Below are 13,105 nucleotides of genomic sequence, written 5' to 3' on the forward strand. Positions count from 1 at the left end.
AACGATGGACTGACGGAGGCGGCGGCGCTGCGGTTATTTCACCACCCCAATCACCGGCAACCGTTCGATCGGTTCCAGCGTGATGTGGCGGAAGAACGTTTCCGCGCCTTCGGACTGCAGCTGGATATGGCCGTGCGTCAGCGGCTGGCACACGCCCGCCGCGTCCGGCTCGCAGATGTTGCGCACCTCCATCACGGGTACGCCGTTGACCACATGCACGGCGTGGTTGCCCACGACATACAGGTCGAGCACGTTCCATTCACCGTCGGGGGCGTCGGCGTTGTGGTTGTTCTCCACGTTCCATGTGGCGGTGTTGCCGATGGCCTTGGCGTCCACGCCGCCGACCATGAAACGCAGCTTCGGATCGATGATGGATGCATCGTGGGCGGCCGTCGCCGTCACGCTCAAGCCGTTGCCGACCGGCACCACCATGCCGACGCTGCCGGACATGATCTCGAACTCGACCGACGTCGCCCACGTGCCCCACACCGCGCCCGGCTTGCCGTGCGTGTGATACAGCAGCCCGTTGTTCGGCAGCATCGCCTGCCGCGGCGCGTAGCGCGCCTTGCCCCATTTGTATTCGAGCCGCAGGTGGTAATTGGCGTAATCGCCGCGATGGACCAGGCTGCCCCAGGTCGGCCCGTTGACGTGGATCGCCGGTTCGCCGTCCTCGTTCACCACGGTGAAGATGGTTCCCTTGCCGCCCACGCCGAGGGATGCATCGTGCTTGGCCAGATACGTCTGGCCTGGATCGGCGTAGCCCAGCCACGCGTCCCACTGGTCCAGATCCTTGCCGTTGAACAACGCGACGGCCGGCCCGGTTGCCGCCGGGATGTTCTTCAGCACCAGGCTCTGGGGGGTGAACGAGGGCAGGTCAGCGGACATCGCGGGTGAAACGACGAACGCCAGCGCAATGGCGGCAAAAATTCTCATGCTCAAGCCTTTTCAAGTCGTGGATAGCGTGCCGTACAGGTGCCGGTATGTCGCTGATTATTTATTGATGACTGGTGCCGCAATGCGCACTTCGCGGCATACGCCGAAGTTCGCTTCGTTGTGGTCGCTGGTGGTCAGCGCCAGTTTCACGACGTAGGTTTCGCGATCGAGCAGCGGCAGGCTGACCGGGCCCGCATGCGTTATCGGACCGATCAATGTGCCGTTCAAATAGAGATGGATGTGCCCCGTACCCGGCACCGCGGCGCCGCCGTATTGTTTCGGGGCGAACTGGATGTTTGTTTGCGGGGTCAGGAGCCACGCGTTCGCGTTGCGAGTCAGCCTGGCGTCGAGCCAGTAGCCGCCGGCTTCCGCCCGGCCGTCCTGTGCGCAAGCCGCCGATCCGTGAGGTTCGTTTGCCGCAACGCCGGGTGCCAGGCCCAGGCTCATCAGAATGGCCGCGGCCGTAAACGTCTTGAATGCCATTTTTCCCCCCTCATTCCAAGGCGAAAGGAAAGAATATACGAGGTGGGTGGTGGTGTCGCCCATGATGGCTGCATGGCGAGCCGGTGGATCGTTTTGAGTGCGACGTTCGGTTGAGCGCCACGAGTTCCGGTGGAACTCCACGACCGTGACGCATAATCGCGGCACAAAACTGGGGGGCAAACATGCGCACTGTCGAAAGCAGGATCGTTCTGATTACCGGGGCCGCCATGGGCATGGGCCGCCTGTACGCCGAGCGCGCGGTGGCCGAGCGCGCGGCCGCGGTGGTGTTGTGGGATATGGACGCGGCGGCATTGGAGGCGACCCGCGCGGAACTCTCCGCACGTGGTGCTCGAGTGCTGGCCCAGGTGATCGATGTGTCGTCGGCGCAGGCAGTCGCCGAGGCGGCGCTGCGGGTGCAGGCCGAGGTCGGCACGCCGGATGTCGTGATCAACAACGCGGGCGTGGTGCGTGGCAAACCGTTTTGGGAGCACGATCCGCTCACCGACACCGAGTTCGTCATCCGCGTCAACGTGCTGGGGCCGATGCATGTCACCCGTGCCTTTCTGCCGGCGATGATCGCCGCCGGCAACGAGGCGCGAATATTGAACGTGGCCTCGGCCTCCGGGTTGCTCTCCGTACCGCGGATGACCGTGTACACCGGCTCGAAATGGGCACTGATCGGCTGGAGCGATTCGCTGCGGCTGGAGCTGAAACGCGCGGGCCACGGCCACGTGCGAGTCACCACGCTGATCCCCGGCTACATCAAGACCGGCATGTTCGCCGGTGCCCGCGCCCCGTTGATGACGCCGCTGCTGGAACCGGCGCATGTGGTGGACAGGGCCTGGGCTGCGATGAAGGCCGGCAGGCCGCGGCTGATGATGCCGTGGACGGTGGCGCTGAGCGGTGCCCTGCGCGGGTTGCTGCCGTTGCCGCTATGGGACTGGCTGGCGGGCCGCGTATTCAAGGTGTACTCGTCGATGGACGCATTCACCGGGCGCAAGCCGGGCAGTTGAGCGGCAGCGGGATGAGGGGTTTGCATCGACGGTCGGGAAAGTCGGCCCCGGCCTTTGCCGTATCGGCGTATCAACCCGTCATACTTGCCTCAACCCAGGAGCAAGTATGGAAACGATCCACATCGTGCAGCCCTTCGATCGGGTGAACAATGGCTTGAAACCGAGCCCGGTCCTGCAGTTCAAAACCGCGGACGAGGCTGCGCGCAGGGCAGGGCTGCTGGCCGGCAAGCATGCCGGTGTCGTCGCCTACAGCATGGACGTGGACGAAGAGAGCGGCGACTACGGCACGCCGCGGGTACTGTTCGAGTCGGGGGAGGTGCCGGAACTTTGACCGGCTGAAATAAAACCGCCTTGACCGCTTGATTCCGCGCCGACGCAACGCAGCCGGCAGCTCCCGGACGGCTATCATGGCGCCATGTCCAAGCTGCTCATGAACCTGCGCAACGTGCCCGATGACGAGGCCGACGACGTGCGCGCGATGCTCGACGCGCAACGGATCGCGTTCTACGAAACCCGACCCAGCATCTGGGGCATCTCGGCGGGAGGCATCTGGGTCACTGAAGACGCGGCCTTCGCGGACGCCAGGCGTGCGATGGACGACTACCAGCAGCAGCGCGCGGCTCGTGCCCGTGCCGAATACGCCGCCGCCAAGCGTGCGGGCACCGCAGAGACGTTCATCACCTTGCTGCGCGCGGATCCGGTGCGCGTGGTGCTGAGCGTGCTGGGCATACTCTTCGCGCTGGGCCTGGTGACGCTGCCGTTCTTCCTGCTGCGCGGGTAGGCCCAGGCCGTTCAACGCGGCGACGTAACCCTGCACCACGGTTACCGCTTCGCGCGGGAAGCAACGGACGATTCCCTTCGCCGCCCGAGTGAAGTGTGGCCGCAACAATCGCGCACCACATCGACACGATGCAACGCGCCGTCACCAGGCGCGTTGCACCACGGCCGAAGCCTCCGCTTCGGCGGATCACATCGTGTATTTCAGACCCAGCGTGTAGAACCGGCCGACCATGCCGGTCTGCGCCCACGTCGGGTTGTAGTTGTTGCCGGCGTAGTTGCTGGGATCGAACGGCGCGTCGCGGTTGAAGGCATTCAGGATCGAGGCAGTCAGCGCGAAGTGGTCGGTGAAGTCGTAGCTGCCGGTCAGGTCGAACGTGGTGAACGAAGCGACATGGCAGCTGGGCGGGAACGGGTCGCCGTTGTCGTCCACCGAGATGCAGCCCTCGCCGTTGTCCGGCGCGGTCATCGAGATGGCACTGGTGTAGTAGAACGTGCCGGTGACGGTCGCCTTGCCGAAGTTGAAGCTGTTCGACCAGGACGCGCGATCACGCGGCGTGCCCGCACCCGAGGACAGCGCGTAGGGCCCATGCGTGCCGACGAAGCGTTGCTCGGTACCGTCCTGCAGGGTCAGGTTCCATTCGAAGATGCGGGTGGCGTTGAACTCGCTGCGCAGCTTCGCGCTATCGCCCAGATCGAAATTGCCGATCAGGTCGAAGTCGATGCCTTTGGTCTCCAGCGAGTTCTGGTTGACGTACGGCGCCATCACCACCACCGGCTTCGGCAGCAGGGTGGGATTCTGCGGATCGGGCACGTCGGGGATGACGGCCGAATTCGCCGGCAGCGGCTGGCCGGCGAAGTACGCATCGAGCACGGCCTGCGTATCCTGCTGGCCGATCACGCCGGTCTTCTTGATGTCGTAATAGTCCAGCGACGCGCTCAGCTGATCGATCGGCTGGTAGACCAGGCCGAAGGTCCAGCTCTTCGAGCGCTCGGGCTTGATGTCCGGGTTGCCGATGGTGTCGTAGGCGAGGCCATAAGGCCGCACGTAGGCGTTGTTGCCGTGCGCCGCGGCATAGTCGTCGGGCACCGTGTAGGTGGCGAAACCCTCCGATTCGCTGGAGCCGTTCTCGGCGAAGCTCGGCGCGCGGAAGCCCTTCGACCAGGTGCCGCGAACCGCCAGCGATTCGACCGGCTTCCACTTGAATCCGATCTTCGGCGAGAAGTTGTTGCCGAAGTCGGAGTAGTGGTCGAAGCGGCCGGAGGCGTCGACTTCCAGCGATTCCAGGAACGGCGCATCCAGCTCGACGTAGGCGCCCGATACGGTGCGTTTGCCGAAGGTGTGCGCCACGCCGAGGCCCTGCGCCTGCAGGCCCGGGTTGAGGTCGGGATCCTTCTGCTCCTCGTGGCGCACGTCGACGCCGGTAGCAAAGCCGAGCGAGCCTCCAGGCAGGTCCATCAGCGCACGCGAAACATGGAAGTCGATCGACTGCAGGTCGGTGGTGGATTTCTTGTGCAGCACCGGCGCCAGTTCGGCCAGCAGTTGCGGCGAGTTCTGCGACGGGTCGATGAAGTTGTAGCTGCCGTCGTTCACCACCTGCACCAGCTTGTTGTAGTTGAGGAAGCCGTAGTTGTCGACGGTGAGCTCGTTGTGGTTGAACACCAGCGCGCTGTCGTAGTTCCACTCGCCCATGGTGCCGTGGATGCCGCCAACCAGGCGCGTGTTGTTGTTGTCCTGCTTCGCGCCGCCGCGTATGCCGCCGAACGCATAGGTGATCAGCGCCGGCTGGGCGAAGGGGTTGTTCGGATTGTCCGAGCCGTCCGGCAGGGTCGCCGGCAGCACGATCGAGCGCGTGTTGACCGGCGTGCCCGAGCGGATCTGCGGCGGGCCGCCGGCGACCTCGGTCTTGTTGCTGTACACGCTGGCGCTCACATAGGCCTCGCTGGTGTCGCCCACCTTGACGGTCAGGCGACCGTAGGCGCCGAGGCGCTTCTCTTTCGGCTGCAGGTCGATGTACTGATTGGTGAAGTTCTGCTCGCAGCCGCTGCCGAGATCGTTGGTCACCGGCGTGGTCTCCGGGCCGCAGGCGCGCAGCGGTTGCCACAGCGAACCATCCACCGCGGTGCCGGTCTGCATGCCGCCCGGTCCGTTCGGGCCGGGCACGGCCGGCCGAACCATGCCGTAGATCGAACCGGCGTTGAAACCGGGCTGGCCGTTGGTGGTGTTGCTGCCGCCGATCCGGCTGAGGTCGGTGGAGTTGTAGGGATAACCGCGGTCGTGCGCCCAGATGCGGTTGTCATCCTGCGCTTCGATGCTGCCATAGGCGTTCCAGCCATCCTTCGCCAGGTCGCCGCCACCGAACAGCAGGGTGGCGCGGCGGGTGGTGCCGCCGCCGCGCTGCGAGGTGCCGATGTCGGCCGTGGCCTGCAAGCCGTGGTAGTCGTGCTTGAGGATGATGTTGACGACGCCGGCGATCGCGTCGGCGCCGTACAGCGAGGAGGCGCCGTCCTTCAGCACGTCGATGCGTTCGATCGCGTTCACCGGGATCGTGTTGAGGTCAACGAAGGTGCGCTGGCCGTCATCGGCGAGCGGGTAATTGGCCGAGCGGCGGCCGTCGATCAGCACCAGGGTCGAGTTCACGGTGAGGCCGCGCAGCGCGACACCGGCGGAGCCGGCGGCGAATCCCGCGGTGAACGCGGTGGGAATCGAACCGCTGTTATCCGCGGAAATCGCGCGTACCACGTCGTTGACGGTTTTCAGGCCGCTGCGCTCGATCTGTGCCGCCGTGATCACGGTGACGGGCGAAGGCGTTTCCACATCGACCCGCGGCAGCGCCGAGCCGGTGACGGTGACGGCCTGCAATTGCTGGGCTTGCTCCTGATCGGGCGGCTGCTGACCGGTGGTGTCGGGACTGGCGGGGGGCGGGGTTTGTGCCACGGCGGCGGCAACAGGCGTCAACAGCAAACCGGCCAGCGCCAAAGCGAGCTTATTCGGCTTCATCGACTTGTCCTCATGGTGGGGTGCAACGCGCTCGGTGGAAGCGGCAGGGTCTGCCGTCCCCAGGCAAGCGGGGGGAGTTGCGGCCGAAGTTTTTCACCATTGCGCAACGACTTCAAGCATTCATGCTTGCGCACAAGACATCCGCATGTTTCACGCAAAATGGCACGCTACATGCTTGATTTGTCGACAGATTGTGAATTTTTATTGCGCCATGGCCATCGAGTGATATGGACGTCTATACGTCCATATTCAACGGATGGAAATTTTCCGGCGACAGGGGGCGGCGCTGGAGGGGCGTTGGCGGAACCGGGGCGTCGCACACGCTTGCCGTCCGGGCCCGCTAGATGTTCCTGCGCACGACCAGCGCCCCGTCCTTTTCCGTCTTCTGATGGCAGGCCCAGTTCACCGGGTGACGCACGCCCTTTACCTCGATCTGCGCATACATCCTCAATCCTTCGAGCGTGGTTCCCCTGGGCAGGTTGAACAGGGCCTGGCGCACTTTTCCCGGTAGCGGGTAGCCAGGGTCCAGGCTTCCCTCGCTCAAGGTCTGGCCGCGTTCGCTCTTGATCGAAATGCGCAGGGCGCCCGGTACGCCGGCGACGCCATCGTTTGCCAGCCCGAGTACGAGCCCGGGAGAGCCATCCTTTTCGAATGCCCATATCCACGAGGGGCGTACGCGGTAACCGATGCGCGTGGACAATTCGTCGATGGCGTCCGGATACCGGTCGTAGTAGCTCATCAGCCGCTCCGCCTGGATCTTGTGCCAGTTCCACAACGAGAAGTAATTCGGACCGACATCGCGGGCATGCGCGATGATGTTGTCGTTGCGGGTAACCCCTTCGGACACGCCGAGGTTTTGCGCGGTGCCGTCGGACAGCGCGTTCTCGACAAACCCTGCAACCCATGGCGGCCGGTTGCTCAGGCTTTCGATCTGCATGTTTTCGATGAAGATGGTGTCGGTGCGCAGCCAGTTGTGCGACCGGATGGTCCTGTCGACCAGCTCGGCGTTGCCCACCCGGTTGTAGTCGGGCTGCGTGTTCGTGGCCAGCGGCGTCTTGTTCCAATGCGCCGACTGCATGTCGAAAATCCGGTTGAAGGTGGCCGCGCCCGTGGCGTAGTCGGGAAAGGGATTGCGGTCTTCGAACGGCCAGGTGTGGCCTTCTCCCCAGAAGCCGTACATGTAGGTGTCCATGAACTCCACCTGGGCCGAGCCGTCATAGGCGTCCGCCAGCAGGCCGTCCATTTCCTGCAAGGCCGCCATGAACGCCGGGTGGTTGTATTGCGGGGCGTAGTGCACCTTGCCGGGCAGGTTTTTGCCCACTTCGTCGGTGGTACCCAGCTCGTAGAGGGGAACCTTGTCCAGCAGAAAGTCGGGCATGGATTGCGGCTTGATGACCGGACTCATCAACTGGATGCGAAAGCCGATCCGCTTGCCGTATTGCCTGGCCAGATCGAAGGCGATTTTCCAGTGCTCGCAGGGGTCGAGCCTTCCCGGTCGGCTCTGCATGTCACGCCAGTCGAGGCGCACATAAAGGACATCGGTGAGCGGCAGCGCGACGAGTTTTTCGAGCGACTTTTCCAGCGATTCGTTTGGCTTGTACGCCGGCCCCGCTTCGTCGCAAAGGTACGTGGCCAGGCCCATCCCGTAATTCGGCACCCTCTTTCGGGAAGGTGTCGTTGCCATGATGACGTCCGAGCCGGGAACGACCTGCTCTGGCTTGTAGGTGGGGAAGGGCCCCTGATTCAAGCGGTCGGTGATCGCGGGGCCGCTGCCGAAGTTGTATCCATCCCAATTGTGGGCGGGAACAAACTCCTGGGCTTTGGCGAGGCTGGCCGATCCCGCCGCGGCGGCCACCGATGCCAGCAGGCTTTTCTGGATGAAGTCTCTTCGATCCATGTTCGTCCCCGTACCGTGTGATGGATTCGATACTAGAGCATCCCTCGCGGCTACTTGGATGGACCGGGTGCCGCGCGACGCTGTATGCGCATCATCGGAAGAGCGGGCGGCGGTTAGCGGCAGAGCTTGTCCAGGTCGAGGCCGGGGCTGGGCGCGGGTGGCAAGGGCAACCCGCGTGCGGCCATCGCCGCTTCGAGCGAATCGGGTGATGACGGCAGGCTGAGGTCGAGATCGTTCTTGTAGAAGGGCGCGCTTTCGGCTTGCTCCAGCGTGACGAAATTGAAGCCGCGTTCGCGGTAGAGCGCCAACAGGCGCGGCAGCATGCGGGCGTCGAACGCGCCCACGTGCATCAGCAGGACGTAGGGAATGTCGTGGCCGTAGAGCGCTTTCGACATGGAGCGGCTGTAGACGATGGCGGCGTCGGCGGCAGCGAGGTAGCTGGTTTCCAGCCTGGCGATGGCGGCGTTGTCTTTTTTCGCGACGCAGCGCGCGTACGGCTCGTTGTAGAGGTAATCGCTGAAGCTCATGGTGACGTTGGCGATCTTGTAGCCACGCCCGGCCAGGAAGCGGCGCTCGGCCGAGCGCTTCTGCGCGGTGTCGCCCTCGGCCAGGTACGGGTAGCGCAGCCAGCGCCAATCGGCGCTACCCATGTACTTCCGCAGCATCGGCTCGTTCCTGGTCACATCCTGTTCCCAGTCCGCGAGCGGATTGGTATTGAGGTTCATGTGCGACCAGGTGTGGTTGCCCAGCGGCAATCCGGCGTCGCGCCACAGCTGCAATACGGGCGTGGAGGCCGGCTCGTTCTGCGTCTGGATGCCGTTGACGAACCCGTACGCCGGCGGCAGCTTCGCCTGCTGCATGGCGGTAATGATTTTCTGCGCGATCGCCACCCGCGTTTCGCCAGCAGGAAGCGGCCCATGGGCGGGCAGATCATCCCAGGTGATCGCCAGTTGCTGCGCGGTGGCGGGCACAGCCGCCACCGAGGACAGCGCGACGAAGAGCACAAGGGGGAGACGTGAATGCAGGATTTTCAAAAGGCTCTCCGGAATCGATCGGGTGTGGCGTGATGGCCAAACGACGTCGGGGTTGATGCCACTTTTCCCGGGGTCGAATGCGAACCTTGTTACCGCCATTCGCGCGAGACGTTTTTCAGCGGAAGGGCGTTGAAGGGGAGCTCATTGTATTCAGCCGCGCCGGGCAGGGCGCGGAGTTCTTCAGCGGTGGCGCGTCGGTCGCCACGTTCACCGGCGCTGACGTGGGTGCATCGACCGGGACGGGCAACTGCATCGGCGGCCTGCAGAACGCGCTGGGCACCTGCTACGTCAACATCAATTTCCTGACGCAGTCGTTCGACAAGGTGGTTGCCACCAGCACCTCCTACGCCTTCGAGTTCGACAACGTTGCGTTCAGCACGGCGCCCGTCGGCGTGCCGGAGCCGGAAACCCTGGCCATGTTCGGCCTGGGTCTGCTCCTGGTGGGCTCGGCCTGCCGTTTCAAGGCGCGCAAGTCGGTCTGAAGCGCTCCGGCGCGAGATGAAGAACGCCCCGATGACGGGGCGTTTTTCATGGGCGACCGGTGGGCAGCCCTTTCAACCGGCGTACCGCAGTCTCGAGGCGGTTGCCGATCCGTGCGCATCGCGCCCGACACTTCTTTCTGTTCGTTCGCGTCGGAGCACCGTGCGGCGCAGGTGGATGTCGTGGCCTCTCAGTGCAAACCCGTACTGGACGAGACCGCGGGCGTCGATGCTTCGGCGGCGGCGCGCTTGGGCGTATCGAGCGGGCACCATGTCTTGAGACGCTTGCCCGCGCGGAACAAGTCGATGCATACGCGCATCTCCGCCTTGAAGGCCAGGTCGGGCGTATTTGCCGGACAGCCGGACGACAGTGGCTTGGTGTTCCTGTACTCGTCGATGCAGGTCGACAGAGGCGGCGCTGGCGACGAGGGCGGGCCGTCGGCCAGCGGTGCTGGCGGCAGGTTCAGGCGCGCATCGCCTTCCTTGGCTGAAGGGGGCAGGGGCGGTGGAGCGCACAGCGGGTTGGCCACCGTGCTGCTCCTGGAGGGATCGCACACGCTTGCGGCGAGCTGCTTGAGTGCGTCGCCGATATGGCGGCCCACCGCGCCGCCTGCCGTTTCACCCGGCGGCGGGAAGTATTTTTCGAAGCGGGTGGCCTTGTACTGCATCCGGTTGCGTTCGTGCTGCATGATCTGGCGGTCGTCCGCGGGCTTTGCCGGTTTGGGCCTGGCCTCCGCCGCGGCCCAGGTGTTTGTGGTGGGCGGAAGTCGCACTGAGCCATCTTTCGCGTACAAGCCCGGATCGCGCGACGCCGCTTCATGATCCTGCACGACCATCGCGTCCCGGCGTGGTCTTTCGTGCGTGGCAGCGCGCGCGCGCGGAGTCCGTGCTTGCCGTGTCGGCACCAGCTCGGGCGGCATCGGGGGAGCGGGCGGTTGCACGGCGCGCGGCGTGTCGGAGCGATCCAGCAAACGCACGGTCAGCACCTGATCGCTATCGACCGTTGCCACCGATGCGGGCTTGGACTGCATCGCGTACCACACCGCCAGCGCGAACAGCGCGTGCAGCATCATGACCAGGGCCAGCATGAGGATCCGCGCCCGGCGGGTCAGCGGGGATGGCTGTCGCCAGCCCTTGCGTCCCAAAGCCTCGCGCGTTTCGCTGTCGAGCAATGCCAGACCGCTTGCGCGACCCTCCTGCGGATGGTGGAGTTGCCCGGAACGTTCGATGAGACTGCCTCATTCAAGCCCGCTGCCCCATGCGGGATATGCGCCTGTGGTCAGCGCGTGGTGCGGGCGATCCCGGTAGACAGGCTCTTCGACCGAGGGTTCCCGTCGATGGCGCCCGGTTACGTCGGCAGCGCAGCGACCAGGTTCCCGAATGGCCGCGATGCAACCCGGTCATCCGGCTGCGGAACCGAAGCAGGACATGCAACCAGGATTCCTGTCATGACGATCAGGGACGTTACGGCCGGCGCACGGGACGCGCGAATGCCGCCACCAGATAGTCGATGAATACCCTGACCCTCACCGGTACACGGCGGCCGGCCGGATAGACGAGATGGATGGGCACGCGCGCCGGCTGCAACTTCGGCAGCAGCACCTGCACCTGGCCGGAGCGGATCTCTTCGGCCAGCAGCCAGCGCGGCGCCTGGGCGATGCCGAGGCCACACAGCACCGCCGCGCGGACATGCTCTGCATCGCCCGTCAGCAGCGAGCCGTGCGGCATGTAGGAAACGGTTTCCTTGCCCACCTTGAGCGACCACGGGTAACGCTCGCGATCCTTCGCAAAGACGACGCAGGTGTGCTGGTCCAGCTCCGCGAGTCGGGTGGGTACGCTGTTACGGGAAAGGTAATCCCGGCTCGCCGTGAGCACGGAGTCCGCCTCGGACAGTTTCCTCGCGGTGAGCGAGGAGTCCACCAGTCGCCCGTGGCGGATCGCCAGATCGACGCCTTCGCCGACCAGGTCGACGTGTCGTTCCGATACCGACATCTGGATCGTGACGTCCGGATACCGCCGGAAAAATTCCGGCAGCAGCGGCGTGATGCAGAGCCGGCCATGCGCTGGCGCGGTGTTGATCCGGATGGTGCCTCGCGGTGACCGCCGGCGATCACCGACCGAGGATTCGAGCGCGTCGAAATCGTCCATCAGTCGCTTGGCCGATTCGTAGAACGCTTGCCCCGCCTCGGTGATCACCACTTGGCGCGAGGTGCGCAGGACGAGTTGTTCGCCAAGGTACCGCTCCAACGCGCCGATCTGCTTGCTGACGGCGGGTTGCCCGATCCCTTCCTCGCGCCCCACGGCTGAAAAACTGCCGCATTCGACGAGGCGCACGAACAGCCGAATCGCATGCATTCGATCCATGCAAGTCATCACCATCGATTCCGAAGTGGAATGGATGGTATGTCGCGCAGACGCATTTCGGCAATGGATGAAATTGCCTAACCTGCGTGTCGCCACCGAACCCGGGAACCGACCGATGAAAGCAATCTGCGTGACGCCAAGCCGTACGTTGGAGGTTCGCGACATCCCCGCGCCGAACGAACCGGCAGCTGGCCATGTACTTGTCGAGATGGATGCCTCGGCGATCAACCAGGGCGACAAGACGTTCCTGCGCATGCCCACCACGGCCGGCAATCCCCTCGCACTCGACCGCCATGAGGTATGGGGTGCGTCGGGAGCGGGCAGGGTGATCGCGGTGGGCGACGGCGTTCCCGCGGTCCATGCGGGCAAGCAGGTGGCGGTCTACCGCTCGCTCGGCCGAAGCGCGGAGAGTGTCGGGCTCTGGTGTGAACGGGCACAGGTGCCCTATTCGGCGTGCCTGATCCTGCCGGACCATGTCCGCGCGCGGGATTATTGCGGCTCGCTCGTCAACGTCATGACGGCCTACGCCTTCCTTGAAGAGATCGCCGAGGCCGGCCACAAGGGCGTGATCGTCACGGCCGGCAATTCGGCCACGGGCTACGCCATGGCTTCACTCGCACGAAGCAGAAAACTGCCGGCAATTTTTCTGGTGCGCACCGAGGCGGCACGACGCGCGCTCGTCCAGTCGGGCGTGGAGCATGTCCTGGTAACTGACGAAGGCTTCACCGACAGGCTGGCTGCGCTTTCCGCCGAACTGGCGACAACAGCCGTATTCGATGGCGTCGGCGGCGACCTGCTCGGGAAAATTGCGCCGAGCCTGCCGATGAACTCCACCATCTATGCCTATGGCTTTCTCGGCGGCGCCGTGCCGGTCGCCATCCCGTCCGTGCTTTTCATGATGAAGAACCTGACCATGCGGCGGTTCAGCAATTTCGAGAGCCGTACAGTGAAGGAGCAGGAACGACTTGCCGCGGCGCTGAAAACGCTGGAGAGCCTGATCGACGATCCCCTGCTCGCCACCCGGATCGGCGAGGAATTCCGCTTCGATCAGATCGAACAGGCCATGGCCTGTGCGTTGCCCGATGGCGCCAGGGCCGTCCTGGTGGCGCCATCTCACGTCTAGC

At 64.7% G+C, this 13,105-nt stretch carries 12 protein-coding genes; 5 read left to right on the forward strand and 7 right to left on the reverse strand.

All coding sequences use genetic code 11. From position 1 onward, the window contains the following. Positions 1 to 33: 33 nt before the first annotated feature. Complete coding sequence (locus UU9_RS00145; RefSeq protein ID WP_007079671.1) at positions 34 to 933, reverse strand: 3-keto-disaccharide hydrolase; 900 nt, start codon at positions 931 to 933, stop codon at positions 34 to 36. Between the two features lie 57 nt (positions 934 to 990). Continuing rightward, complete coding sequence (locus UU9_RS00150) at positions 991 to 1,479, reverse strand: hypothetical protein (protein ID WP_156804131.1); 489 nt, start codon at positions 1,477 to 1,479, stop codon at positions 991 to 993. 119 nt (positions 1,480 to 1,598) lie between these two features. On the opposite strand from UU9_RS00150, the gene UU9_RS00155 reads away from it, so the two are divergent. The 3 genes from UU9_RS00155 to UU9_RS00165 all read left to right on the forward strand — a co-directional run bounded on the left by UU9_RS00155 (position 1,599) and on the right by UU9_RS00165 (position 3,210). Next, positions 1,599 to 2,429 carry an SDR family NAD(P)-dependent oxidoreductase gene (locus tag UU9_RS00155; protein WP_040669762.1) on the forward strand — a complete coding sequence of 277 codons (831 nt, stop codon included), beginning with the start codon at positions 1,599 to 1,601 and terminating at the stop codon, positions 2,427 to 2,429. A gap of 106 nt (positions 2,430 to 2,535) precedes the next feature. After that, a complete protein-coding gene (locus tag UU9_RS00160) occupies positions 2,536 to 2,760 on the forward strand; it encodes a hypothetical protein (RefSeq protein ID WP_007079674.1) in 225 nt (74 codons plus the stop codon). A gap of 84 nt (positions 2,761 to 2,844) precedes the next feature. Further along, positions 2,845 to 3,210 (forward strand): DUF6164 family protein, encoded by a 366-nt coding sequence (locus tag UU9_RS00165; protein WP_007079675.1) that lies wholly within the window; start codon positions 2,845 to 2,847, stop codon positions 3,208 to 3,210. 186 nt (positions 3,211 to 3,396) lie between these two features. Here UU9_RS00165 and UU9_RS00170 read toward each other — a convergent pair whose 3' ends face one another. The 3 genes from UU9_RS00170 to UU9_RS00180 form a co-directional block, all read right to left on the reverse strand. Then, positions 3,397 to 6,207 carry a TonB-dependent receptor plug domain-containing protein gene (locus UU9_RS00170; RefSeq protein WP_007079676.1) on the reverse strand — a complete coding sequence of 937 codons (2,811 nt, stop codon included), beginning with the start codon at positions 6,205 to 6,207 and terminating at the stop codon, positions 3,397 to 3,399. A 340-nt stretch (positions 6,208 to 6,547) separates the two neighbouring features. Continuing rightward, the gene (locus UU9_RS00175) at positions 6,548 to 8,104 is read right to left on the reverse strand and encodes a hypothetical protein (protein WP_040669764.1); all 1,557 of its coding nucleotides are present in this window, start codon (positions 8,102 to 8,104) and stop codon (positions 6,548 to 6,550) included. Positions 8,105 to 8,217: 113 nt separating this feature from the next. Further along, entirely contained in the window at positions 8,218 to 9,138 is a 921-nt protein-coding gene (locus tag UU9_RS00180; RefSeq protein ID WP_040669766.1) for a polysaccharide deacetylase family protein, read from the reverse strand. A gap of 77 nt (positions 9,139 to 9,215) precedes the next feature. Here UU9_RS00180 and UU9_RS18610 point away from each other — a divergent pair, with 77 nt between their 5' ends. Beyond that, positions 9,216 to 9,620 (forward strand): Npun_F0296 family exosortase-dependent surface protein, encoded by a 405-nt coding sequence (locus tag UU9_RS18610; RefSeq protein WP_040669767.1) that lies wholly within the window; start codon positions 9,216 to 9,218, stop codon positions 9,618 to 9,620. Positions 9,621 to 9,808: 188 nt separating this feature from the next. On the opposite strand, the gene UU9_RS00190 is transcribed toward UU9_RS18610, so the two are convergent. Both UU9_RS00190 and UU9_RS00195 read right to left on the reverse strand, forming a co-directional pair. Beyond that, on the reverse strand, positions 9,809 to 10,705 hold the full coding sequence (locus tag UU9_RS00190) for a hypothetical protein (RefSeq protein WP_007079680.1): 897 nt from the start codon (positions 10,703 to 10,705) through the stop codon (positions 9,809 to 9,811). A gap of 376 nt (positions 10,706 to 11,081) precedes the next feature. Then, the gene (locus UU9_RS00195; RefSeq protein ID WP_237710185.1) at positions 11,082 to 11,972 is read right to left on the reverse strand and encodes a LysR family transcriptional regulator; all 891 of its coding nucleotides are present in this window, start codon (positions 11,970 to 11,972) and stop codon (positions 11,082 to 11,084) included. Positions 11,973 to 11,979: 7 nt separating this feature from the next. On the opposite strand from UU9_RS00195, the gene UU9_RS00200 reads away from it, so the two are divergent. Next, positions 11,980 to 13,104 (forward strand): alcohol dehydrogenase catalytic domain-containing protein, encoded by a 1,125-nt coding sequence (locus UU9_RS00200; RefSeq protein ID WP_007079682.1) that lies wholly within the window; start codon positions 11,980 to 11,982, stop codon positions 13,102 to 13,104. Position 13,105: the final 1 nt, after the last annotated feature.

The organism is Rhodanobacter fulvus Jip2 (assembly GCF_000264315.1).
GTDB classification, from domain to species: Bacteria; Pseudomonadota; Gammaproteobacteria; order Xanthomonadales; family Rhodanobacteraceae; genus Rhodanobacter; species Rhodanobacter fulvus.